Source organism: Hydrogenophaga sp. (genome assembly GCF_050250835.1).
Taxonomy (GTDB): domain Bacteria; phylum Pseudomonadota; class Gammaproteobacteria; order Burkholderiales; family Burkholderiaceae_C; genus Hydrogenophaga.
This window is the reverse complement of record NZ_JBFWNX010000002.1, coordinates 265,414-287,136: the sequence shown is the minus strand read 5'-3', so window position 1 is coordinate 287,136 and position 21,723 is coordinate 265,414. Positions and strand designations below refer to the sequence as shown.

Genomic DNA, 21,723 nt, shown 5'->3' with positions numbered 1-21,723 from the left:
TGGTCAGGTATCAAGCCCTCGTACCCGGGCTTCTGGGTTTTTCTCTGGCCGTCCCCGGCCCCGTCTTCAATGTAGAAGCAGGCTGCGCAGGGGTCCATGTTTATCTGGGGTGGCGGGTTCGATCAGCGCCCTGTTTCGTTCGATGATCGAACGCAATGCGGGTTAATCCTTAGGGGTTCCGGGATTCAGCAGGAATTCAACGATCAGATCTTTCACGCGATCAAACATTTCAATGCCGGTGAGGCTCTCGCAACCCCGTTCACGCGCGGCGGCGATGAAAGGGGACACCGCCGGGGCGGTGATGGCGCAAGCGGCCATGGCGCCGGGCCGCAGCCGGCTCACGTCCACCGGGTAGGGATCTGCCGCCTGCATGCCGGCGGGCGTGGCATTGACCACCAGATCGAAGCCAGCCGGGTCGGCGCTGGCGTGATCCACCGGACACAGGCCCAGACCCGCCAGGCGTTCCACCAGCGTTCCGCGCCGCACGGTGTCCGTGTCGTGAACGGCAAGCCGGCTTACTCCTGCCGTCACCAGCGCATGCGCAATGGCCGAACCGGCGCCGCCAGCCCCTGCCAGCAGGGCCGACCTGCCTGCGGGTTCGAAGCCTTTGTCCCGCAGGGCCATCACGAACCCCAGGCCGTCAAACATGTCGCCATGCCAGCCGCCACCAGGGTGGCGGCGCATGGTGTTGACGGTCTGGAGAAAGGCCGCTCGCCCGGATGTGCTGACGCAGAGGTCGAAGCAGGCGAACTTGTGGGGCACGGTCACGATGATGCTGTCCACGTTCTGTGCCAGTGCCGTGCCGGCCACCCAGCCGGCCAGGTGCTGCGGCGCCACGTGGGCGGGCACCACGATTGCGTTGCGTCCGTGGGCCAGCAGCGCGCGCGTGACTTCGGACGGCGACTTCACCTGCGCAATGGGGTCGCCCACGATGTAGTGGATGCGGGTGGCGCCGTCGAGCGGCACGGCAAGGGAGGAAGAGGGAGGGTGCGCGGACATGAGAAGAGAAGGGAGAAGGGAGAAGGCAGAAAGGAAAAAAGTGGAATTTAATTCAATTATTGAACTTATTTCCAGAATTGGCTAGACTCCCCTGCATGAGTGGCGTACTGGAACGAACCCTGGGCATCCTGGAATTGCTGTCGCGGCATGGCGAAGGCATGGAGCTGGCCGCGCTGGCCGATCAACTCGGCATGCCGCGCAGCGCCGCGCACCGCCTGCTGGCCGATCTGGTGCGGCTGGGCTATGTGCGCCAGGCGCGTGGGCGCGGCGACTACCTGCTCACCACCCGCCTGGTGAGTCTGGGGCTGTCCTACCTCAGCCAGAGCGGCATCGTGGACGTCGCCCAGCCTCTGCTGAACCACCTGGCCGAGGTGTCGGGCGAGCTGGTGCGCCTCTCGGTGGTGGATGGCGAGCGCCTGACCTGGGTGGCCCGTGCCCAGGGCGCGCGACAGGGCCTGCGCTACGACCCTGACATGGGCGTCGATTCGCAGCTGTCATGTTCATCGTCCGGCTGGGCGTGGCTGTCCACGCTCAGCGATGACGAGGGCCTGGGCCTGCTGGCGCGCCAGGGCCTGGGCTCGGTGCAGGAGTTCGGTCCTCATGCGCCGACCAGCCTGCAGGCGGTCATGGACGCCGTCCGCGCCACACGCGAACGCGGCTACAGCATGACCACCGATACCTACAGCCTGGGTCTGGCCGCCATGTCGGCGCCGGTGCGCTTCGCCGGCCAGGCGGCCATGGGTGTGATCACCATCGCCGGACCCACGGTGCGCTTCACGCCCGAGCGCATGCGAGAGCTCGGCCCCGAGTTGCTCTCGGTGGCCAGCCAGCTCGCCGCCATCAGTGGTGCGTCGCCTTTCTTCAACCTCACCGCCGAGACCGGAGGCAGCGGCGCTGCCGCCGGGCGCAAACCGATCTACGCCCCATGACGCGCATTTATTCCCTGGCCTATCTGGGCGCCCACCGCTGCACGCCCGCTGAGGCGATGGGTGTCGCGGCGGCCGAAGGCTACCAACATGTGGGCCTGCGCCTGTGGCCCAACGCTCCGGGCGCTGCGCAGCAATTCCTGCTGGGCCGGCCCGAGGCCATGCGCGAGACCCTGGCCGCGCAGCGCGACACCGGCGTGGGCGTGTTCGACCTGGAGATCATCCGCATCGACGAAGGCTTCGATCCACACGCCTGGGATGCGCTCTACGACGCCGGCGCCGCGCTCCACGCGCGGGCCATCCTGGTGGCGGGGGACGACCGCAACGAGGCGCGCCTGACCGACAGCTATGCCCGGTTGTGCGAAGTGATGGCGCCTTTTGGCCTGACGGCCGATCTCGAATTCATGCCCTGGACCGGCGTGCCCGATGCGAAGTCGGCGATGCGCGTGGTCAGTGGTGCCGGGCAGCCTGCCAACGCCGGCATCCTGGTCGACGCGCTGCACTTCGGGCGTTCGCACACCACGCTGGACGACATCCGTGCCATCCCGCGCGCGCTGCTGCACTACGCCCAGATCTGCGACGCCCAGGCCGGCACGCACTTCAGTACCGAAGAAATGATCCACACCGCCCGCTGCGAGCGCCTGTTGCCCGGCGAGGGCAGCATCGACCTGCATGGATTGTTCGCTGCGCTGCCGGCCGATCTGCCCATCAGTGTGGAAGTGATCCACGTCGAGCGCGAGAAGACCACCGGCGTGCGCGAGTGGGCCGGCATGTGCCTCGCCGCCAGCCGCCCTTTTGTCGAACCCCGGGCCTGAACCGGCAGAAAGCATCCATGGACTTTGCCCTCAACGACGAGCAGAAGATGATGATTGACACGGTGCGTCGGTTCATCGCCGAAGAGCTTCGCCCGCTGGAAGACGCACTGGAAACGCAGGGTGGCCTGGACCGCGCGCAGGCGCAGGCCATTCACGACAAGGCGCGTGCACTGGGGCTGTACGCGCTGAACATGCCAGCCGATCTGGGCGGCGCGGGCCTGTCCCACCTGGATCGCATCCTGTGCGAGGAACAGTTCGGTCACACCAGCGACTATCTGATCCGGCGCGCCTTCGGCAATGTCTACGAGCCGCTGCTGCACTGCCAGGGCGAGCAGGTCGCACGCTGGTTGCAGCCGGCAGTGAATGGCACACGCACCTGCGCCATCGCCATCACCGAACCCGGTGCCGGGTCGGACGCTGCCGGCATCCAGACCCACGCGAAGAAGACCGAGGCCGGCTGGGTGCTCAACGGCAGCAAACACTTCATCAGCGACGGTGAGTGGAGCGACTTCTTCCTGGTCTCGGCGCGCACAGGCGACAAAGAGATCTCCATGTTCATGGTCGACAAAGGCCTGCCCGGTTTCACCGTGGGCAAGGACCAGAAGATGATGGGCATTCGTGGCACACCGCACCTGGAACTGTTCTTTGACGACGTGCCGCTGGAGCCGCTGGCCTTGCTCGGCGAACAGGGCCAGGGTTTCAAGCTTGCCATGGGTGCGCTCAATGTGGTGCGGCTGGCGCAGGTGGGCGCTCGCGCGGTCGGCAAGGCCACGCACGTGTGCGAACTCATGCTGGACTACGCCAGCGAGCGACAGCAGTTCAAGACCCGCATCGGCGACTTTCAGATGGTGCAGCAGATGCTGGCCGACAGCGTGATCGAGATCAACGCCGCGCGCTGGATGGTCTACCAGGCTGCCTGGATGCTCGACCAGGGTATGGACGCGCGCGAACAGATTGCCATGGTGAAAGTGCACGCGGCCGAGACGCTGGGCCGCGTGGTGGACCGCGCAGTGCAGGTGTTTGGCGGCATGGGCTTCTGCAAGGAACTGCCGATCGAGCGCTACTACCGCGACGCGCGCATCTACCGCATCTTCGACGGCACCAGCGAAATCCACCGAGGCGTGATCGCCAAGAGCGCGCTGAAGAAAGGCGCCGCTTTGTTTGACGTGCATCGGTGAACAGGTGCTGGCCATGAGCGAGAGCAAATTCATGACCGCCGCCCAGGCGGTGGAGCTCATCCGCGACGGCGACACCGTGGGTCTCATGGGCGGCGGTGGCGGCCTGATGGAGGCCACGCACGTGTTCGAGGCCGTGCAGGCACGCTTTCTCGCCACGCAGCAGCCGCGCGGCCTCACGGTGATGCACGCGCTGGGCATCGGCGACAAGAAGACCAAGGGCATGAACTGCTTTGCCCACGAAGGCCTGGTGCGGCGCGTGATCGGTGGGCACTGGGTGTGGTCGCCCGCCATGCAGCAACTTGCCGTGGACGAAAAGATCGAGGCCTACATCCTGCCGGGCGGCGTGAGCAGCCAGCTCATGCGTGAGATCGGCGCCGGCCGCCCAGGCCTGTTCACCCACGTCGGCCTGGGTACCGTGTGCGATCCGCGCCTGGGCGGTGGCCGCATGAACGCGAGCGCAAAGGACGATCTGGCGGACGTGGTGCAGATGGATGGGCGCGAGTACCTTCGGTACAAGCCCTTTCCGATTCACATCGCCATCGTGCGCGCCAGCGCAGCGGACGAAGAGGGCAACATCAGCTTTGAGCATGAAGCCGCGAACCTGGACGCGCAGTCGCTCGCGCTGGCCGCTCGCAACAGTGGCGGCAAGGTCATCGTGCAGGTGGCCGAGCGCCTGCCACGGGGTGCGCTGAAGGCCCGCGAGGTGCGCATCCCCAGCGCCTGGGTCGATGCCATCGTGGTGGACCCCGACCAGCGCACCAGCTACGACATTCCCTTCGACCCGTCGTTCAGCGGCGAGCTCACCGGCACGCCGCGCGAGCACAGTGAGGCCATCGACCGGGCACGCGAAGTGGCCGCTGCGCAGGAAGCCTTCAGCGAGCGCCAGGCAATAGCCCGCCGCGCAGCGGTGGAACTGTTCAACACCGGCAAGCCGCGCCCGGTGGTCAATTACGGCGTGGGCGTGCCCGATGCGGTGGCGCGGCTCATTGCCGCGCGTGGCGAGCAACACCGCCTCTACCAGACCATCGAGCACGGCACCTATGGCGGCACGCTCATGGACGGCGTGCTGTTCGGCTACGCACGCAACGCCAGTGCCATGCTGGATGCGCCAACGCAGTTTGATTTCTACGCTGGTGGCGGCCTCGACATCGCCTTTCTCGGCTTTGGCGAATTCGACGCGCAAGGCAGCGTCAACGTGAGCAAGCTGGGCGGCCTCACCGTGGGGCCGGGCGGCTTCATTGACATTGCCCAGAATGCGCGCAAGGTGGTGTTCTGCGGCACGCTGGCGGCCAAGGGCGTGAAACTCCAGACGGGCGACGGCCAGATGCGCGTGCTGCAGCAAGGTGCCGTGAAGAAGCTGGTGTCGCGGGTCGAGCAGATCACCTTCAGTGGCCCGCAAGGCCTGGTGCGCGGGCAGGAGGTGCTCTACCTCACCGAACGCGCGAGCTTCCGGCTCACGTCCCAGGGCATCGAGCTCTACGAGATCGCGCCCGGTATCGACCTGCAGCGCGACGTGCTGGACCAGATGGCGTTCATGCCCGCGATCGCGACCGACCTGCGTGTGATGAGCCGCGAGCACTTCGAGGCCAGCCACAGCTAGCGTTTCTGGTGGCGCAGACCCTATACTGCGCAAATGAACGAAACGGTACATTCCAGGCGCCGCAGCGCACGGACTGCTCCGGAGGCGAAGGCGGTCAGCCGCACCAACGACCCCGAGCGCACCATGGCCAACATCCTGGAAATCGCCATGGCCGAGTTCGCGGACAAGGGGCTTGCTGGTGCCCGCATCGACGAGATCGCCGCCGCCACGCGCACCAGCAAGCGCATGATCTATTACTACTTCGGCAGCAAAGAGGGCCTGTACCTGGCCGTGCTCGAAGAGTCGTACCGCCGCATGCGCGAGATCGAGAGCCAGCAGCACCTGCAAGACCTGGCGCCTGAGGCCGCGCTGCGCAGGCTGGTGGAGTTCACGTACGACCACCACCACAGCCACGAAAACTACATCCGCCTGGTCATGTCGGAAAACATGAACCGCGGGCAGTTCCTCGCGCAGAGCAAGAGCATCCAGGAGCTCAACGTGCCCGCGATCTCGTCGATCCGGCAGTTGTACGAGCGCGGCGTGGCCGACGGCGTTTTCCGCCCGGGCCTGGACCCGATCGACATCCACGCGTCCATCTCGGCGCTGTCGTTCTTCAACGTTTCCAACCGCCACACCTTCGGCCTGATCTTCAAGCGCGACATGGACTCGCCGGAAGCCCTGGCTGCACGCCGCGCCAGCATCACCGACATGGTCGTGCGCTTCGTGCGCGCCTGAAGCCGGCAAGGCTCCACCACCTCAGCCGACGGGCGGCAGCTCGTCTCAGGGTTTTCCCTGATCATTAAAAACTAACCAGTTCGTACATTATGGCCTCCTACCCGAGAGGAGACCAACGTGGTTCAAAAAATCATCCAGCAGTACTGCCGCGCCTTGTCGTGGCTGATGGTCGCCAGCCTGGTGCTGATGGTTGTCATGGTGTTCGGCAACGTGGTCATGCGTTATGGCTTCAATTCAGGCATCACCCTGTCCGAGGAACTGTCTCGCTGGCTGTTTGTCTGGATGACGTTCCTGGGTGCCGTGGTCGCGCTCCATGAACGCGCGCACCTGGGCACCGATTCCCTGGTGGCACGCCTGCCGGTGGCGGGGCAGAAGGTTTGCCTGGCGTTGAGTCTGGTGCTCATGCTGCTGGTCTGTTGGCTCGTTTTCCAGGGTGCCTGGGAGCAGGTGAAGATCAACTGGGAGTCCACCAGCGCTGTCATGGAAACCTCCATGGCGTACTTCTATGCGAGCGGCATGACGTTTGCTGTTCTGGGCGCCCCGGTGCTGCTGTTCAATCTCTGGCGCCTTCTCGCCGGGCAGATGCCCGACGGCGAGCTCGTGGGCATCCGCGAGTCTGAAGACATGCCGCACGGCGACCCACGCCCCTGATCGCCGAGGACGCTCACCATGACCATTGCCATCTTCCTTGGTGCTCTGCTGGCCGCCATGGCCATCGGCATTCCCATTTCCTTCGCGTTGCTGCTGAGCGGTGTGGCACTCATGTGGCACATGGACCTGTTCGACGCGCAGATCCTGGCGCAGAACCTGATCGAAGGCGCCAACAGTTTTCCCTTGCTGGCCGTGCCATTCTTCATGCTGGCCGGCGAGATCATGAACGCAGGTGGCCTGTCGCGCCGCATCGTGCACCTGGCCATGGCCCTGGTCGGCCATGTGCGTGGTGGCCTGGGCTATGTGGCGATCACGGCGGCGGTGCTCATGGCCGCGCTGTCGGGCTCTGCGGTGGCAGACGCGGCTGCGCTGTCGGCCCTGTTGTTGCCGATGATGGTGCATGCCGGTCACAACAAGGCGAGGGCGGCCGGCCTGCTGGCATCGGCCAGCATCATCGCGCCGATCATTCCGCCGAGCATCGGATTCGTGATCTTCGGTGTTGCGGCCAACGTCTCCATCTCCAAGCTGTTTCTGGCCGGCATCGCCCCAGGCCTGATGTTGGCGACGGCGCTGTGCTTCACCTGGTGGTACGTGGCGCGCAAGGAAATGGTGAAGCCCCCGCCGCGCAAGAACGCGGGAGAGGTCATGGTGGCCTTCAAGGATGCGCTGTTCGCCCTGGGTTTGCCCGTGATCGTGCTGGTGGGGCTGAAGTTCGGGGTGTTCACACCCACCGAAGCAGCCGTTGTGGCGGCGGTCTATGCGCTGGTGATCTCGGTCTTCGTCTACCGCGAACTCCAGCTGCAACAGCTCTATGGCTTGTTCCTCGCGGCGGCAAAAACCACCGCTGTGATCATGTTTCTCGTGGCCGCCGCCATGGTCTCGGCCTGGCTGATCACGGTGGCGCAGCTGCCGGACCAACTGGTCAGCCTGCTCCAGCCGCTGCTGGACCATCCGCGCCTGCTCATGGCGGCGATCATGGTGCTGGTCATCGTGGTGGGCACCGCCATGGACATGACGCCCACCATCCTCATCCTCACACCGGTGCTCATGCCCATTGTGAAGGCGGCGGGCATTGACCCGGTCTACTTCGGGGTGCTCTTCATCATGAACAACGCCATCGGTCTGATCACGCCGCCTGTGGGCACGGTGCTCAATACCGTGGCCGGCGTGGGCAAGATCAGCATGGACGAGGTGACCAAGGGCGTGTGGCCCTTCATGCTGGCGCAGTTCCTGTTGATGTTCCTGATGGTGATGTTCCCCCAACTCGTGCTGTGGCCCGCCAAGTGGCTCATCGGCTGATCCTCTTTACCTTTCCTCTCAATTCCCTGGAGACAACCATGAAACGAATGATGCTCAAGACGCTGGTGGCCGCCATGGCCGTGACCGCATTCGGCGCCGCACAGGCCCAAGACCGGACGATCAAGTTCGCCACCCAGAACCCCAAGGGCCATCCCATCGTGATGGGTCTGGAGAAGTTCGCCGAGATCGTGGCGGCCAGGTCGGGCGGCAAGATCAAGGTCAACCTGTTCCCAGGTGGCACGCTGGGAAGTGACCAGGCGAATGTTTCGGCCATCCAGGGTGGCACGCTGGAGATGGCTTCCATGAACTCGGGCATCTTCGCCAGCCAGGTCAAGGAATTCGCCATCTACGATTTTCCGTTCATGTTCAACAACTCGGTCGAGGCCGATGCCGTGTTGGACGGCCCGTTCGGCAAGAAGCTGCACGACAAGCTGCAGGAAAAAGGCCTGGTGGGGTTGGCGTACTTCGAACTCGGTTTCCGCAATATCACCAACAGCAAGCGCCCCGTCACCAAGGTGGAAGACCTCGCCGGCCTCAAGCTGCGCGTGATACCCAACCCGATCAACGTGGACTGGGTCAAGGCGCTGGGCGCCAACCCCACGCCGCTGCCGTTCCCCGAGGTGTACGCTGCGCTGGAGCAGAAGGCCATCGACGGGCAGGAAAACCCGGTGACCGTGATCAATGCAAACAAGTTCTATGAAGTGCAGAAGCACCTGGTGCTGAGCAACCACCAGTACAACCCACAGTCGGTGATCATCAGCAAGAAGTTCTGGGACACGCTCGATGCGGCACAGAAGAAAATCATTGCCGACGCCGCCGTGGAAGCCGCCAGGTACCAGCGCGAGCAGGCCCGCGGACAGGTGACCGCTGCGCTGGACAACATGAAGAAAAATGGCATGCAGGTCACTGAGCTTCCAGCGGCCGAGCTGTCCAAGCTGCGCGATCTGATGCGCCCAGTGACCGCGAAGTACGCGGTCAACGTGGGCCAGGAAACCGTCAAGGAACTGCAGGCCGAGCTGGCCAAGGTCCGCAAGTGATCCGCCCCCGCCACCGCCACCGCCGACCGACCTTCTGACCATGATCAACGGCCACACCGAAATCATCGCCCACATCGGGTACCCGACGCACACCTTCAAGTCGCCGATGATCTACAACCCCTACTTTGAGCAGGTGGGGGTGAACGCCGTGGTGGTGCCCATGGGTTGCCGGGCACCCGACTACCCGGCGCTGCTGCGGTCGGTGTTCACGCTGACCAATGTGCGTGGCGCGCTCATCACCATGCCGCACAAGGTGGTGACGGTGGACCTGCTCGACGAGGTCACGCCGACGGTGAAGGTGGCGGGTGCCTGCAACGCGGTCAGGCGCACCGACGACGGCCGCCTGTTGGGTGACATGTTCGATGGCGAGGGTTTTGTGCGCGGCGTGCGGCGCAAGGGCCTGGACCTTGGTGGCGCTCGCGTGCTGGTGGTGGGCTGCGGCGGCGTGGGCTGTGCCATTGCGGCGTCGCTGGCGGGTGCGGGCATCGGTGCCATCGCGCTGCACGACGTGAACCCCGCCTCGGCCGATGCGCTGGCGCAGCGGCTGCGTACGCACTATCCAGCCATACAGGTTGCCACCGGCAGCAACGACCCGGCAGGCTTCGATCTTGTGGTCAACGCCACGCCCATGGGCATGAACGAAGGCGATCCGCTGCCGGTGGACGTCTCGCGGCTGGAGGCGCGCACCTTCGTAGGCGAGGTGGTGATGCGCACCGAGATGACGGCGTTCCTCTCGGCCGCGCAGGCGCGGGGCTGCCGTGTGCAGGTGGGCGCGGACATGCTGTTCGAACAGATTCCTGCCTATCTGGAATACTTCGGGTTTCCCACCACCACTGCAGAGGTGCTGCGGTCGGTGGCCCGCCTGAGCTACTGATCCGGCAGCCCGAGGCCCGCTTCCCCCAAGGCGTTTCTTGTCCGATCCAAGATTTCCGCATCCTGCGCGGGGCATTGCCCTGGCGGTTTGCGCCACGCTGTGCTTTGCCCTGCTGGACACTGCCTCGCAGTATGTGGGTGCCGTGGTGCCGGTGCTCATGGCGGTGTGGCTGCGCTTCCTGGTGCAAACGGCCATGACGGTGCTGCTGCTGTGGCCGCGCCAGCGCGCTGCGCTGTTCAGAACGCGCAAACCGGGTTGGCAGCTCTTGCGCGGCGCGCTCATGGTCGGCTCGGGCACGGTGGCCTACATGAGCCTGCGCTACGTGCCTGTGGGCGAATTCACCGCCATCCTCATGCTCGTGCCGCTGGTGATCACGCTGCTGGCAGCGCCGCTGCTGCATGAGCGCGTGCCGCCGCTCACCTGGTGGCTGGTGGCGGGCGGCCTGATCGGCGCGATGATCGTGATCCGTCCCAAGGGCAGCGACTTCCAGGGTGCGATGCTGCTGCCGCTGGGCCTTGTGGTCATCAACGCGGTCTACCAGATCGTCACCAGCCGCATGGTGCGCACCGAAGATCCCGGCACCATGCATTTCTACACCGGCCTGACCGGGCTGGTGTTTGGAACCCTGTTGCTGCCCTGGTCCTGGGTGCCCCTGGGCGACTGGAAGCTCTGGGTCATCGTCTCGGTGATGGGGGTGTTCGGCTCACTCGGACACTATTTCATGATCCAGGCCTACCACCGCGCGCCGGCTTCACGGCTCACCCCATACATGTACGCACAGATCGGCTTTGCCACGCTGGGTGGCTGGGTGGTTTTCGGCTATGCACCCGACGCGTGGTCGATCGCCGGCATTGCGATCATCGCGCTGTGCGGCGGCCTGGGCGTGCGCGTGCGCCACGGCTGAATCGCCAACCCCTCAGTCCTTGAGCCTCATCTGGTTGGGCAGGGGTACCGAGCGGCGCAACACGTCCTCGGCCAGCCACAGCGCCGAACGGCGCGCACGCTCCGCCACCATCGGCAGCGGCATCTGCTGGTAGTCGTCGTTGAAGACCTCGAAGCTGTAGTCGCCCGCGTAGCCGAGGCGGTCGAGCTTGAGCACCAGGTCCACCAACTGCTCGCTGTGCACGCCTTCGCCCGGAAACACGCGGAAGGTGCGCGCCGTGGTCATGCGTTCTTCAAAGGTCCGCGTCTCCTGCCACATGAAGTCGGCCAGCTGCACCAGGAAGATCTTCTCGGGGTCCAGGTAGTCGATTTCTTCCAGTGGCGTCTTGGCCGCGAAGATGTGGAAGGAATCGAGGCCGAGGCCGAGGTTGGGGCAGTCGGCGCGACAGACCACGTCCCAGGCGGTGGTGAACTCGTTGATCGTCCGGCCCCAGGACAGGCCCTCATACGCAATGCGGATGCCCAGCGGAATCGCCAGCGTGGCCAGTTTGCGCAGGTCGCGCGCGATGTGGTCGATGTCCTGCGAGGCGTGGGTGGAGGTGGACGAGCAAGCCAGCAGCACGCGGCAGTCCAGCGCGGCGCACATCTCCAGCATGCTCTTGGCGATGTCCATCTTGTAGTGGTGCAGGTGCCCCGAGAGGCCTTCGAAGTCGCGCAGCACCTGAAAGCCGGTGCCGCGCAGGCCGCTGTCCTTCACCGCCTGAACCGCCGCCGCCAGGCCACCGGGGTGCCCCACGAGGTCGTTGGCCTTGAGCATCACCTGCGAGAAGCCGGCGGCTTTCATGGCAGCGAGCTTGGCTTCCAGCGGGCCTGCCAGCGTGATGGTGTCCATGCCAAAGCCACTGATGGCTTCGGGCGTGTCTCGTTGGGTGTTCACGCGATCAGCCTTTTTCGCTGTGAACCAGCTCAAACACCACCGAACCCAGGTAGGTCTTGGTGATGGCACCGCGCTGCTCGGTGTGGGCGGCTGCCGTCTCCACGAACTCCACGCCGAGCGCGCGCAGCGCCTTGACGGCGGCCAGCACGTCGGGCACGCCCAGGCCGATGCGTTGCAGGCGCTCCTCGGCGTCCACCACGTTGATCTCGGGCTCGATCAGTTGCAGCATGAAGCGATGGGCGGGGTTCAGCGCGGGGGTTCGCAGCAGCGTGCCCTTGGGCATGATGCCAAAGCGCTGATCGTCGGGGATCAGTTCGGTGCCGAACAGTTCGTTGTAGAACTGGATCCAGTCGTTGCTGCGATCCGGACCGATGTACTGCACCACGCCGAAGAAATGCACGCCGGCTGTGGCGGGCGGCCGCTGGTCCACCGACGGAATGGGCACGAAGTCCACGTCGTAAATGGAGAACTCGGCATAACGATCGACAAAATAGATGCGGCTGTTGCCGGCGCCATGGATGGCCGGAATGTTGAGTTCCATCACCTCGGCGTGCGTTGGCACCGACCAGGCGCCACGTTCGAGCACATAGTGGTAGGCCGAGCGGGCGTCGCGCACGCGCAGCGCCATGGCCGAGATGAACGGCACTTCGCCACCGTGACCACCGCCGCGCGCATCGGTGGGGTGCGCGTTGACCACGATGTTGAGCTCGCCCTGGCGGTACAACAGCACCTCGCGCGAACGGTGTCGGCCGACCGGGCGAAATCCCATCATCTCCAGAACCTGGCCGAGCGCTTGCGGCTTGCTGGTCACGTATTCGATGAATTCGATGCCATCGAGCCCGAGTGGGTTCGCTGCGTCGCTGAAGGACGCCTGCAGTGGTTCGCGGCTGGCTGCCGCGCTGAGGAGAAGATCGCTCATGAAGACGCTCGCTTCGGTGGAGGAAGGATGAACCGACTTTAGAGGCAAGCGCGCAAGTTCGGCGTTGGAACTCGGCGGCACCTGTTCGATAATCGCACACCGGCGATCGCCGATCGCTCCATACAAGGGTTTTCCCGCAACCGTTCTCATGAAGATCTCCGCCGGCGCCGCTGCGCAACCCCTGGAAAGACGCGACTGGATTGCCGGCCTGGAACGCGGCCTCGCCGTCATCGAGGCGTTCGATGACCAGCACCCTCGCCTGACCGCCAGCCAGGCCGGCGTGCGTTGCGGCATGACGCGCACCGCCGCGCGGCGCTACCTGGCCACGCTGGCCCACCTGGGCTACGTGAGCACCGATGGCAAGCTGTTCTGGCTCACGCCGCGCATCCTGCGGCTGGGGCATGCCTACCTGGAGTCGGCGCGCCTGCCCCGGCTGGTGCAGCCTTTTCTGCAAAGCATTGCGGCAGGCACGCACGAGATCGCTTATCTGGCGGTGCTCGATGGCGATGACACGGTCTACATCGCCCGCAGCGGGGTGCACCGCCAGATGAACACCGGCTACATGCTGGGTTCACGCGTGCAGGCGCAGGTGACAGCCGCAGGCATGGCCTTTCTGGCAGGCTTGAGTGAATCCGCGTCCGAGGCCTGGCTGGCCGAACGCACGTTGCGCGCCTACACGCCGTACACCATCTCCAGCAAGGAGCGCCTGCGCTCCGAGCTGCAGCGCTTCCGACGCCAGGGCTGGGCCTTGTCAGAGCAGCAGATGGAATTGAACTACCGGGGCCTGGCGGTGCCGCTGTTCGATCGCAACAACGACGTGCAGGGCGCCATCAGTGTGACCATGCCGATCAACCAGGAAACCTCGGCCGACGCGGTGGCCCGACTGCTGCCGGTGCTCAAGGAAGCGGCGCGCGCCCTGCGCGCCCTGATCTGATGGGCGCGGTCAGTTCACCATCACCAGCTTGCCCTTGACCGAGCGCGAACCCATGATGGCGTAGGCCTTGTGCAACTCGCGCATGGGCAGGGTCTGGTCGATCACCGGCTTCACCTCGCCTTTGGCGTACATGCCGGCCAGGGTCTGCATCATCTGGGCGTTGGCTTTGGGCTCGCGGCGCGCGAAGTCGCCCCAGAACACACCGACGATGCTGGCGCCCTTGAGCAGGGTCAGGTTCAGCGGCAGGCTGGGTATGGGGCCGCTGGCGAAACCCACCACGAGGTAGCGTCCGCGCCAGGCGATGGAGCGAAACGCCGGCTCCGCGAAATCACCACCCACCGGGTCGTAGATCACGTCTGGCCCCTTGCCGTCGGTGAGCTGCTTGATCGCATCGCGCAAACCCTCCCTGGGGGTGTGCACGCTGTAATTGATGGTGGCGTCCGCCCCCTGCTGCCGGCACAGTTCGCATTTCTCTTCGCTCGATGCGGCAGCGATCACGCGCGCACCCGCTGCCTTGGCAATCTGGATGGCCGAGGTGCCCACGCCGCCCGCAGCGCCGAGCACCAGCACGGTTTCTCCGGCTCGCAGCGCACCCCGGTCCATCAGCGCGTGCCACGAGGTGGCGTAGATCAGGCCAAAGGCCGCCGCATCCACGGCGGGAAAACCGGGCGGCAGCGGCATGCACAGGGCCGCATTCACCACCGCGTGCGTGCCGAAACCCCCGGTGCCTGCCATGCAGGCCACCATCTGGCCCGGTTGCAGATGTTTCACGCCATCGCCCACGGCGCGAACCACCCCCGCGTATTCCGAACCGGGCACGAAGGGCAGGGGTGGCTTGCTCTGGTACTTGTTCTGCACGATGAGCAGGTCCGGAAAATTCAGGCTCGCGGCCTGGATCTCGACCAACACCTCGCCCGCCTTGGGCTCGGGCGTGGGCAGTTCTTGCCAGGTCAGCGCCTCGACGCCCACAGGGTTTTCACACAGCCAGGCTTGCATGGCATCTCCTCATTTGGTTGGTCTGCAATCGTCCCATGATAGGCAGCGTGGCGCTTGGGTCTGCAGCGGGTATGCCCGCTGCCTGTCTCGAGCGTGACCTTAAAATCGTGGCAATGAAAATCCTCATCTCCAACGACGACGGTTACCAGGCGCCGGGCATCGTGGCGCTCTACGAAGCCCTCAAGGGGCTGGCCGACGTGGAGGTGGTGGCCCCCGAGCACAACAACAGCGCCAAGTCCAACGCGCTCAGCCTGCATTCGCCGCTGTACGTGCACAGCTCGCACAACGGCTTTCGCTACGTCAACGGCACGCCGGCAGACTGCGTGCACATTGCACTCACCGGCCTGCTCGGCTACCGGCCTGACCTCGTGGTCTCCGGCATCAACAACGGCGCCAACATGGGCGACGACACCATTTACTCGGGTACGGTGGGTGCTGCCATGGAGGGCTACCTGTTCGGCATCCCTGCCATTGCTTTCTCCCAGACAGAAAAGGGCTGGGCGCACCTGGAAGATGCGGGACGGATGGCCGCGCGGCTGGTGTCGCAATTGCTGCCGTCGCTGGAGAATGGCCCGCCTGCCGACCCCTGGCTGCTGAACGTGAACATTCCTAACCGGCCGCTGGCGGACATCCGCGGCTTCAAAGTCACGCGCCTGGGGCGGCGCCATGCCGCCGAACAGGTGATCTCGCAGACCAATCCGCGGGGCGACACCATGTACTGGATCGGCAGCGCCGGCAAGGCCAAGGACGATGCCGAAGGCACCGACTTCCACGCCTCGCTGCAGGGCTACGCCACCATCACGCCCTTGCAGGTGGACCTGACCGACCACGATCGCCTGGCCTATTGGGCCCCGACGGCGGCCGCACTGGCCGATCCAGGGAACACGGCGGGGGCGACCACGTGAAACGCGGTGTGCCCGCGCCACCGCTGCGCACATTGACAACGTCCTCCAGCCCGCCCGCCGTCCGGCCTCGGCCAGGCTTTCCGGCCCGGCTCGAACCCTCGGCGTCCGGGCCACGGACATCGCCGCCCGCGTTGACGCGCGGCCAGCCCGCTGCGCCGCTGGCCAGACCCTCCACGCCCAGCGGCGTGGGCATGGACTCGCAAGCCGTGCGTGCGGCCATGGTGCGCAAGATCGAAGCCCAGGGCGTGAGCCATGCCGGCGTGCTGGCGGCTCTGCGTGCCGTGGAGCGCCACCGCTTCGTGGACACCGCGCTGGCCAACCAGGCCTACGAAGACACCAGCCTGCCCATCGGTCTGGGCCAGACCATCTCCAAGCCCGGTGTGGTCGGCCGGATGATCGAATTGTTGTGCCAGGGGCGCCACGATAAGCTGGGCCGGGTGCTGGAGATCGGCACCGGCTGCGGTTACCAGGCCGCCGTGTTGAGCCATGTGGCGCGCGAGGTCTACAGCATCGAACGGCTCAAGGGCCTGCACGAAAAGGCACGCGAGAACCTTCGGCCGTTTCGGCTGTCCAATCTGCACCTTCTGTTTGGCGATGGCATGCTGGGATACGCGCGGGGTGCGCCCTACGCAGGCATCATCGCTGCAGCGGGCGGCAACGACATCCCCGCAGCCTGGATCGATCAGCTTGCCGTGGGCGGCCGTCTGGTGGCGCCGGCGGTGACCAGCGTGGGCCGCCAGAACCTGGTGGTGGTTGAAAAGACCGCCACTGGCGTGGTGCGCACCGAACTGGAGGCGGTCCTCTTTGTGCCTCTAAAATCGGGGATCGCATGAGTTGCGCATGTCCTTGACAGCGCAGCGGTTTTTCTTACGGGGCCTGTGCAGCAGATTCGCACAGCGCCCATGCCAACGGTGGGAGTTTTCATGAACAAGCGTGTTTTCCAGTGGTCGGGTCATCCCCAGAAGTCGGGGCGCTCGGCATGGCAAGGCGCCGCAGTCATGACCGTGCTGGCAGCGCTCCTGGTGACGGCCGGTTGCTCCACGCGCCGCGTGTCGGGGCCTGCTCCGGTGGAAGACCGGGGTGCCATCCGCTCGGGCACCGAACAACCCGTGGTCGCGCTGCCCGGCAGCGAGAACGCCGGCAAGCCCGGCTACTACACGGTGAAAGCAGGCGACACGCTCTACCGCATTGCACTGGACAACGGCCAGAACTGGCGTGACATCCAGGCCTGGAACAACCTGGCGAATGGCAACTCGATCGAAGTGGGGCAGGTGTTGCGCGTGCAGCCTCCCGTAACCGTCGCCACAGCGCCGCCACCGGTCGTCGTGCCCACCGGACCAGCCACCAGTCCTGTGGCCAGTTCGGGCGTGACCGCACGTCCGCTCACCGAAGCCGCGCCCCCCGCGCCCATTCCTGCTGCGCCGCCTGCTGCCCAGGCACCCGCAGCCGCCGGTGACGAGATCGGCTTCATCTGGCCGGCGCAAGGCGCCGTCATCACACCGTTTGACGAAGCCAACAACAAGGGCGTGTCCATTGCCGGCAAGATCGGCGACCCGGTGATCGCAGCCGCTGACGGGCGGGTGGTCTATGCGGGTGCAGGTTTGCGGGGCTATGGCAACCTCATCATCCTCAAGCACAACAACACCTACCTCACGGCCTACGCGCACAACCAGGCGCTGCTGGTGCGGGAAGACCAGTCGGTGCGCCAGGGCCAGAAAATTGCCGAAATGGGCAGCAGCGACACCGATCGCGTGAAGCTGCACTTCGAGGTGCGTCGACTCGGCAAGCCGGTCGACCCCATGGGCCACCTGCCCAAGCGCTGAAACGGCGTGCGGCATGGCCTGGCCCGTTCTCGTCTTCGACATCGAATCCATCCCTGATGTCGACGGGCTTCGCGCCCTTCGCGGCGCAGGTGCCACCGACACCGACGAGCAGGTGTACGCGGCCTGGCTGGCCGAACGCAAGGAAAAGGGCCAGAGCGATTTCATGCCGCTGCACCTGCAGCGCGTGCTGGTCATCAGTTGCGTGTTCCGCAACGCCGAGGGCCTGCGCATCCATTCCTTCGTGGACCGCGACGGCCAGAGCGAAGGCAAGGTGGTGCAGACCTTCTTCCATGCGGTGGAGAAGCACACGCCGCAGCTCGTGAGCTGGAACGGCGGCGGCTTCGACCTCCCCGTGCTGCACTACCGTGGCCTGCGCCATGGTGTGGAGGCCAGCAAGTACTGGGACCTTGGCGAGGACGACCGCGAGTTCAAGTGGAACAACTACATCAGCCGCTACCACATGCGCCATCTGGACCTGATGGACCTGCTGGCGATGTACTCACCCAAGAACAACGCGCCACTCGACGCCATGGCCAAGCTCTGCGGCTTTCCCGGGAAGCTGGGCATGGACGGTTCGCAGGTTTACGCCCAGTACCTGGCAGGCCAGACCGAAGACATTCGCCGCTATTGCGAAACCGATGTGATGAACACCTACCTGGTCTACTGCCGCTTCCAGAAGATGCGCGGTGGCCTGACCGAAGCCGAGTACGAGCAGGAAATCGCCATGGTGAAGGCATCGCTGGGCAACCTGGCGCCTACGGAATCGCACTGGGATGAGTACCTGCGCGCCTGGACCTGAGCCAGCCTGAGACAATCGGGGGATGACAGCGCCTCTCCCCCACGAAAACAGCCTTCTCACCACCGCCAGCGCGGCGGCCCATGACACCCCCGAAAATCCACTGCCCGAAGGATGGCTTGCGGTGGAATCGCTCGACATCGACGCGCAGGGCATCGCCCGCCGTCCCGATGGCAAGGTCGTCTTCATCGAGGGCGCGTTGCCCTTCGAGCACGTCAGCGTCAGCGTGCACCGCAAAAAGAACAACTGGGAGGCTGGCACCGTAACCGCCATCCACCGTGAGTCTTCGCAGCGCGTGCGCCCTGGCTGTCCGCATTTCGGTCTGCATGCCGGTGCCTGTGGCGGCTGCAAGATGCAGCATCTGCACGAGTCGGCGCAGGTGGCCATCAAGCAGCGTGTGCTGGAAGACAACCTCTGGCATCTCGGCAAGGTCCGAGCCGAGACCTTGCTTCGCCCCATCGAGGGCCCCGCCTGGGGCTACCGTTACCGAGCGCGCCTGTCGGTGCGCCATGTGCACAAGAAGGGCGAGGTCCTGATCGGCTTTCACGAGCGCAAGAGCCGCTATGTGGCCGACATGAAGGTCTGCCCGGTGCTGCCCCCGGACGTGAGCAACCTGCTGATGCCGCTGCGCGAGCTCATCTTCGGCATGGACGCGCGAGAGACCTGTCCGCAGATCGAGCTGGCCTGCGGCGACGAGGTGACCTCACTGGTTTTGCGCCATCTGGAGCCACTGAGCGAGGACGATCTCGCGCGCTTGCGCGCCTTCGCCCAGCAGCATGGCGTGCAGTGGTGGCTGCAGGCCAAGGGGCCAGACACGGTGAAGTTGCTGGATGCAGGAGGCCCGCTTCTTTCGTACGCGCTGCCCGAGTTCGGCATCACCATGCCATTCAAGCCGACCGACTTCACCCAGGTCAATCCCTTCATCAACCGCGTGCTGGTGGCACGTGCGCTGCGCCTGCTCGATGCGCGCGCCAACGAACGCGTGATCGACTGGTTCTGTGGCCTGGGCAATTTTACGCTGCCGATTGCGACCACCGCTGGCGAAGTGGTGGGCATCGAGGGCAGCGAGACGCTGGTGGCGCGTTCGCGCGAGAACCTGGCGAGCAACCAGGCAGGCCGGGCGCGCCCACTGGCGCCAACCACGTTTGCCGCGCGCAACCTGTTCGAAATGACACCGGAGCAATTGGTGGCCGATGGTGTGGCGCAGAAGTGGCTGGTGGATCCGCCGCGTGAGGGCGCCTTCGCGCTGGCCAAGGCCATGGCCGACCTGCACCAGAATCCGTCAATGCGCGCAGGCTGGACGCCACCTGAGCGGATCGTCTACGTAAGCTGCAACCCCGCCACGCTGGCGCGTGATGCGGGCCTGCTCGTGCACCAGGCAGGTTACCGCTGCACGGCGGCGGGGGTGGTCAACATGTTTGCGCACACGGCGCACGTGGAAAGCATGGCGGTGTTCGAGCGGGATCCTTCGCACGCTCCGGGCAGCGCCTGATCCCCGCTCAGGATGTGCGAGAGGCTGCGGCGGGCTTGTCGCCGTGAGCGGCCTCGCCGCCCTTGCCCTGGGCGGGACTGGCGGGCTCTGGCTGCGTGGGCATGCCCACGATCGAGTTCTCCCGCATGTACTCGTCCATTTCCTTCCAGCCGGCGAACACGGCGGCTTTTCCCGCCCTGGGGTAGCTGCCGAAACAGTCTTCGATGCTGCGCACGGCGTGGCGGCAGGCACTGCCAATGGCCTTGCCCTCGGCGTCTTTCTTGGCGTTGATCTGCGTCGCCGTCTCGATGCCCAGCGCCTCGCAGCCGCTCAACAGGGCGGCGGCGCTCACGATGCAGAGGGTGAAGACGGTGTGTCGCATGGCTGGGTGGGTGGTTTCCATGTTGTTTCGGCCATTCCAGGCCGAACTTGACGCCTGGAACCGGAATTTTTCCTCGGCAGAGGGACATGAAAAAAGGACCCGAAGGTCCTTTTTTCGCTGGAAGCACGGGGCGCTTATTCGCGGTCGCCGCCGAAGAGGCCCAGCATCATCAGCAGGCTCTGGAAAATGTTGAACAGGCTCAGGTACAGGCCCAGCGTGGCGGTGATGTAGTTGGTCTCGCCGCCATCCACAATGCGCTTGAGGTCGTACAGCAGGTACAGGCTGAACACCACGATGGCCAGGGTCGCGATGGCGGCCATGCCGGCGGTGCTGCCCACGAACACGTTGATGATCGCGCCGATCATGATCGCCAGGGCGCCCACGAACAGCCACTTGCCCATGCCCGAGAGGTCGCGCTTGATCACCGTGGACAGGTTGGCCATGATGAAGAAGACGCCAGCGGTGCCACCGAACGCGGTCATGATCAGGCTGGCACCGTTCGAGAAGCCGAGCACCATGGCCAGCAGACGCGAGAGCATCAGGCCCATAAAGAAGGTGAAGCCCAGCAGCACCGGCACGCCGGCGGCTGAATTCTTGGTCTTCTCGATGGCAAACATGAACGCGAATGCGCCGCCAAGGAAGACGATCAGGCCCATGCCTCCCGTCAGGCCGGCGGTGATGCCCGTCTGCACGCCGATCCAGGCGCCCAGCACGGTTGGCAGCATGGACAAGGCCAGCAGCCAGTAGGTGTTGCGCATGACTTTGTTGCGCTGCGCATCGCTGGAAACGGCGGTGCCGAAGCGCCCGCTGGTCTGTACGTGGTCGGTCATGGTGGTGATCTCCTTCATCATCTGACACTCGGGGCCGGTGACCGCGCGGCACAATGCCGAGCAACCGGTGAAGCTGCATTGTAGGGGTCAGGGTCGCCGCCGGAACCGCGGGGGAGAAAACGCATTTTTGGTAAGGTCACTTGTGTCCTCGGGGACCACAATGACCGCGTTATCGTTCCCGCTGCACGCCTTTGACAGCCCGAATCCCTGGCTGCAAACCCTTCTGACTGCAAAAATAGGATCAAGTTCATGAAAAACAAGCCCGTTCTGGACAGCGCCGACGTCAAGCTCATTGCCGCAGCGGCCGAAGCCGAGGCCTTGAAGAACCACTGGGCGGTCACGATCGCCATCGTGGACGACGGCGGTCACCTGCTGTGGCTGCAGCGGCTGGACGGCGCGGCCGCCGTTTCCGCCCACATCGCTCCCGCCAAGGCGCACACCGCAGCCATGGGCCGGCGAGAAAGCAAGATCTACGAGGACATCATCAACCAGGGCCGGACGTCTTTCCTGAGCGCGCCGGCGCTGGCCGGCATGCTCGAAGGCGGGGTGCCCATCTTGAAGGACGGGCAGTGCCTGGGTGCGGTGGGAGTGAGCGGGGTGAAATCGACCGAGGATGCCCAGGTCGCTCGCGCGGGGATCGCAGCCATCGGGCTGTAAAAAAATGCCTGGCTAGTGAGGTGGAGTGCCTCTTGGCTGGCTAAAAACGACGCTCGGGGAAAAGTGAAATCCCCGGGTCGCCCCACGATGAAAAAATG

At 65.2% G+C, this 21,723-nt stretch carries 23 protein-coding genes; 17 read left to right on the top strand and 6 right to left on the bottom strand.

All coding sequences use genetic code 11. The annotated features are described in order from the left end of the window. Positions 1-162: 162 nt before the first annotated feature. Positions 163-999: a shikimate dehydrogenase family protein gene (locus AB7F11_RS04560; protein ID WP_428288527.1), complete on the bottom strand. Its 837-nt coding sequence runs from the start codon at positions 997-999 to the stop codon at positions 163-165. 95 nt (positions 1,000-1,094) lie between these two features. On the opposite strand from AB7F11_RS04560, the gene AB7F11_RS04555 reads away from it, so the two are divergent. From AB7F11_RS04555 to AB7F11_RS04510, 10 genes are all read left to right on the top strand, one after another. Continuing rightward, positions 1,095-1,928, top strand: coding sequence for an IclR family transcriptional regulator (locus AB7F11_RS04555; protein WP_428299858.1), 834 nt, complete (start codon positions 1,095-1,097; stop codon positions 1,926-1,928). Beyond that, positions 1,925-2,740, top strand: coding sequence for a sugar phosphate isomerase/epimerase family protein (locus AB7F11_RS04550; RefSeq protein WP_428288525.1), 816 nt, complete (start codon positions 1,925-1,927; stop codon positions 2,738-2,740). Before AB7F11_RS04555 ends, AB7F11_RS04550 begins: the two co-directional genes overlap by 4 nt. A 17-nt stretch (positions 2,741-2,757) precedes the next feature. Beyond that, positions 2,758-3,918: an acyl-CoA dehydrogenase family protein gene (locus AB7F11_RS04545; protein WP_428288524.1), complete on the top strand. Its 1,161-nt coding sequence runs from the start codon at positions 2,758-2,760 to the stop codon at positions 3,916-3,918. 13 nt (positions 3,919-3,931) lie between these two features. Then, complete coding sequence (locus tag AB7F11_RS04540) at positions 3,932-5,518, top strand: acyl CoA:acetate/3-ketoacid CoA transferase (protein WP_428288523.1); 1,587 nt, start codon at positions 3,932-3,934, stop codon at positions 5,516-5,518. A gap of 33 nt (positions 5,519-5,551) precedes the next feature. Next, positions 5,552-6,232 (top strand): TetR/AcrR family transcriptional regulator, encoded by a 681-nt coding sequence (locus AB7F11_RS04535; RefSeq protein WP_428288522.1) that lies wholly within the window; start codon positions 5,552-5,554, stop codon positions 6,230-6,232. Positions 6,233-6,349: 117 nt separating this feature from the next. Continuing rightward, complete coding sequence (locus tag AB7F11_RS04530) at positions 6,350-6,883, top strand: TRAP transporter small permease (RefSeq protein ID WP_428288521.1); 534 nt, start codon at positions 6,350-6,352, stop codon at positions 6,881-6,883. 18 nt (positions 6,884-6,901) lie between these two features. Continuing rightward, complete coding sequence (locus AB7F11_RS04525) at positions 6,902-8,182, top strand: TRAP transporter large permease subunit (protein WP_428288520.1); 1,281 nt, start codon at positions 6,902-6,904, stop codon at positions 8,180-8,182. A gap of 38 nt (positions 8,183-8,220) precedes the next feature. After that, positions 8,221-9,219 carry a TRAP transporter substrate-binding protein gene (locus tag AB7F11_RS04520; RefSeq protein ID WP_428288519.1) on the top strand — a complete coding sequence of 333 codons (999 nt, stop codon included), beginning with the start codon at positions 8,221-8,223 and terminating at the stop codon, positions 9,217-9,219. A gap of 40 nt (positions 9,220-9,259) precedes the next feature. Then, on the top strand, positions 9,260-10,093 hold the full coding sequence (locus AB7F11_RS04515) for a shikimate dehydrogenase family protein (protein WP_428288518.1): 834 nt from the start codon (positions 9,260-9,262) through the stop codon (positions 10,091-10,093). 37 nt (positions 10,094-10,130) lie between these two features. Then, a complete protein-coding gene (locus tag AB7F11_RS04510; RefSeq protein ID WP_428288517.1) occupies positions 10,131-10,997 on the top strand; it encodes a DMT family transporter in 867 nt (288 codons plus the stop codon). A gap of 12 nt (positions 10,998-11,009) precedes the next feature. On the opposite strand, the gene AB7F11_RS04505 is transcribed toward AB7F11_RS04510, so the two are convergent. Together AB7F11_RS04505 and AB7F11_RS04500 are read right to left on the bottom strand one after the other, a co-directional pair. Then, the gene (locus AB7F11_RS04505) at positions 11,010-11,867 is read right to left on the bottom strand and encodes a sugar phosphate isomerase/epimerase family protein (protein WP_428288554.1); all 858 of its coding nucleotides are present in this window, start codon (positions 11,865-11,867) and stop codon (positions 11,010-11,012) included. Between the two features lie 49 nt (positions 11,868-11,916). Then, a complete protein-coding gene (locus AB7F11_RS04500) occupies positions 11,917-12,831 on the bottom strand; it encodes a 4-hydroxyphenylpyruvate dioxygenase (protein WP_428288516.1) in 915 nt (304 codons plus the stop codon). Between the two features lie 148 nt (positions 12,832-12,979). On the opposite strand from AB7F11_RS04500, the gene AB7F11_RS04495 reads away from it, so the two are divergent. Beyond that, on the top strand, positions 12,980-13,765 hold the full coding sequence (locus AB7F11_RS04495; RefSeq protein ID WP_428288515.1) for an IclR family transcriptional regulator domain-containing protein: 786 nt from the start codon (positions 12,980-12,982) through the stop codon (positions 13,763-13,765). A 9-nt stretch (positions 13,766-13,774) separates the two neighbouring features. On the opposite strand, the gene AB7F11_RS04490 is transcribed toward AB7F11_RS04495, so the two are convergent. Further along, positions 13,775-14,761, bottom strand: a complete 987-nt coding sequence (locus AB7F11_RS04490; RefSeq protein WP_428288514.1) for an NADPH:quinone oxidoreductase family protein — start codon at positions 14,759-14,761, stop codon at positions 13,775-13,777. Between the two features lie 113 nt (positions 14,762-14,874). Between AB7F11_RS04490 and surE the strand changes: the two genes are divergently transcribed. The 5 genes from surE (at position 14,875) to rlmD (ending at position 19,777) form a co-directional block, all read left to right on the top strand. Continuing rightward, positions 14,875-15,666, top strand: a complete 792-nt coding sequence (gene surE / locus AB7F11_RS04485; RefSeq protein ID WP_428288513.1) for a 5'/3'-nucleotidase SurE — start codon at positions 14,875-14,877, stop codon at positions 15,664-15,666. A gap of 8 nt (positions 15,667-15,674) precedes the next feature. After that, a complete protein-coding gene (locus AB7F11_RS04480) occupies positions 15,675-16,499 on the top strand; it encodes a protein-L-isoaspartate(D-aspartate) O-methyltransferase (RefSeq protein WP_428288553.1) in 825 nt (274 codons plus the stop codon). A gap of 165 nt (positions 16,500-16,664) precedes the next feature. Next, positions 16,665-17,489 (top strand): peptidoglycan DD-metalloendopeptidase family protein, encoded by an 825-nt coding sequence (locus AB7F11_RS04475; RefSeq protein ID WP_428288552.1) that lies wholly within the window; start codon positions 16,665-16,667, stop codon positions 17,487-17,489. Between the two features lie 13 nt (positions 17,490-17,502). Beyond that, positions 17,503-18,288, top strand: a complete 786-nt coding sequence (locus tag AB7F11_RS04470; protein WP_428288512.1) for a 3'-5' exonuclease — start codon at positions 17,503-17,505, stop codon at positions 18,286-18,288. A gap of 22 nt (positions 18,289-18,310) precedes the next feature. Next, the gene (gene rlmD / locus AB7F11_RS04465) at positions 18,311-19,777 is read left to right on the top strand and encodes a 23S rRNA (uracil(1939)-C(5))-methyltransferase RlmD (protein ID WP_428288511.1); all 1,467 of its coding nucleotides are present in this window, start codon (positions 18,311-18,313) and stop codon (positions 19,775-19,777) included. 7 nt (positions 19,778-19,784) lie between these two features. Here the strand turns inward: rlmD and AB7F11_RS04460 are convergent, their stop codons facing one another. Further along, complete coding sequence (locus AB7F11_RS04460) at positions 19,785-20,159, bottom strand: hypothetical protein (RefSeq protein ID WP_428288510.1); 375 nt, start codon at positions 20,157-20,159, stop codon at positions 19,785-19,787. A gap of 113 nt (positions 20,160-20,272) precedes the next feature. Continuing rightward, positions 20,273-20,968: a Bax inhibitor-1/YccA family protein gene (locus tag AB7F11_RS04455; RefSeq protein ID WP_428288509.1), complete on the bottom strand. Its 696-nt coding sequence runs from the start codon at positions 20,966-20,968 to the stop codon at positions 20,273-20,275. Positions 20,969-21,217: 249 nt separating this feature from the next. Here AB7F11_RS04455 and AB7F11_RS04450 point away from each other — a divergent pair, with 249 nt between their 5' ends. Then, a complete protein-coding gene (locus AB7F11_RS04450) occupies positions 21,218-21,625 on the top strand; it encodes a GlcG/HbpS family heme-binding protein (RefSeq protein ID WP_428288508.1) in 408 nt (135 codons plus the stop codon). Positions 21,626-21,723: the final 98 nt, after the last annotated feature.

What these genes read in the sequence shown, in the direction of transcription:
- AB7F11_RS04560 (WP_428288527.1), bottom strand. Translation starts at nt 999, where the DNA reads ATGTCCGCGCACCCTCCCTCTTCCTCCCTTGCCGTGCCGCTCGACGGC.
- AB7F11_RS04555 (WP_428299858.1), top strand. Translation starts at nt 1,095, where the DNA reads ATGAGTGGCGTACTGGAACGAACCCTGGGCATCCTGGAATTGCTGTCG.
- AB7F11_RS04550 (WP_428288525.1), top strand. Translation starts at nt 1,925, where the DNA reads ATGACGCGCATTTATTCCCTGGCCTATCTGGGCGCCCACCGCTGCACG.
- AB7F11_RS04545 (WP_428288524.1), top strand. Translation starts at nt 2,758, where the DNA reads ATGGACTTTGCCCTCAACGACGAGCAGAAGATGATGATTGACACGGTG.
- AB7F11_RS04540 (WP_428288523.1), top strand. Translation starts at nt 3,932, where the DNA reads ATGAGCGAGAGCAAATTCATGACCGCCGCCCAGGCGGTGGAGCTCATC.
- AB7F11_RS04535 (WP_428288522.1), top strand. Translation starts at nt 5,552, where the DNA reads ATGAACGAAACGGTACATTCCAGGCGCCGCAGCGCACGGACTGCTCCG.
- AB7F11_RS04525 (WP_428288520.1), top strand. Translation starts at nt 6,902, where the DNA reads ATGACCATTGCCATCTTCCTTGGTGCTCTGCTGGCCGCCATGGCCATC.
- AB7F11_RS04520 (WP_428288519.1), top strand. Translation starts at nt 8,221, where the DNA reads ATGAAACGAATGATGCTCAAGACGCTGGTGGCCGCCATGGCCGTGACC.
- AB7F11_RS04515 (WP_428288518.1), top strand. Translation starts at nt 9,260, where the DNA reads ATGATCAACGGCCACACCGAAATCATCGCCCACATCGGGTACCCGACG.
- AB7F11_RS04505 (WP_428288554.1), bottom strand. Translation starts at nt 11,867, where the DNA reads ATGGACACCATCACGCTGGCAGGCCCGCTGGAAGCCAAGCTCGCTGCC.
- AB7F11_RS04500 (WP_428288516.1), bottom strand. Translation starts at nt 12,831, where the DNA reads ATGAGCGATCTTCTCCTCAGCGCGGCAGCCAGCCGCGAACCACTGCAG.
- AB7F11_RS04495 (WP_428288515.1), top strand. Translation starts at nt 12,980, where the DNA reads ATGAAGATCTCCGCCGGCGCCGCTGCGCAACCCCTGGAAAGACGCGAC.
- AB7F11_RS04490 (WP_428288514.1), bottom strand. Translation starts at nt 14,761, where the DNA reads ATGCAAGCCTGGCTGTGTGAAAACCCTGTGGGCGTCGAGGCGCTGACC.
- surE (WP_428288513.1), top strand. Translation starts at nt 14,875, where the DNA reads ATGAAAATCCTCATCTCCAACGACGACGGTTACCAGGCGCCGGGCATC.
- AB7F11_RS04475 (WP_428288552.1), top strand. Translation starts at nt 16,665, where the DNA reads ATGACCGTGCTGGCAGCGCTCCTGGTGACGGCCGGTTGCTCCACGCGC.
- AB7F11_RS04470 (WP_428288512.1), top strand. Translation starts at nt 17,503, where the DNA reads ATGGCCTGGCCCGTTCTCGTCTTCGACATCGAATCCATCCCTGATGTC.
- rlmD (WP_428288511.1), top strand. Translation starts at nt 18,311, where the DNA reads ATGACAGCGCCTCTCCCCCACGAAAACAGCCTTCTCACCACCGCCAGC.
- AB7F11_RS04460 (WP_428288510.1), bottom strand. Translation starts at nt 20,159, where the DNA reads ATGGAAACCACCCACCCAGCCATGCGACACACCGTCTTCACCCTCTGC.
- AB7F11_RS04455 (WP_428288509.1), bottom strand. Translation starts at nt 20,968, where the DNA reads ATGACCGACCACGTACAGACCAGCGGGCGCTTCGGCACCGCCGTTTCC.
- AB7F11_RS04450 (WP_428288508.1), top strand. Translation starts at nt 21,218, where the DNA reads ATGAAAAACAAGCCCGTTCTGGACAGCGCCGACGTCAAGCTCATTGCC.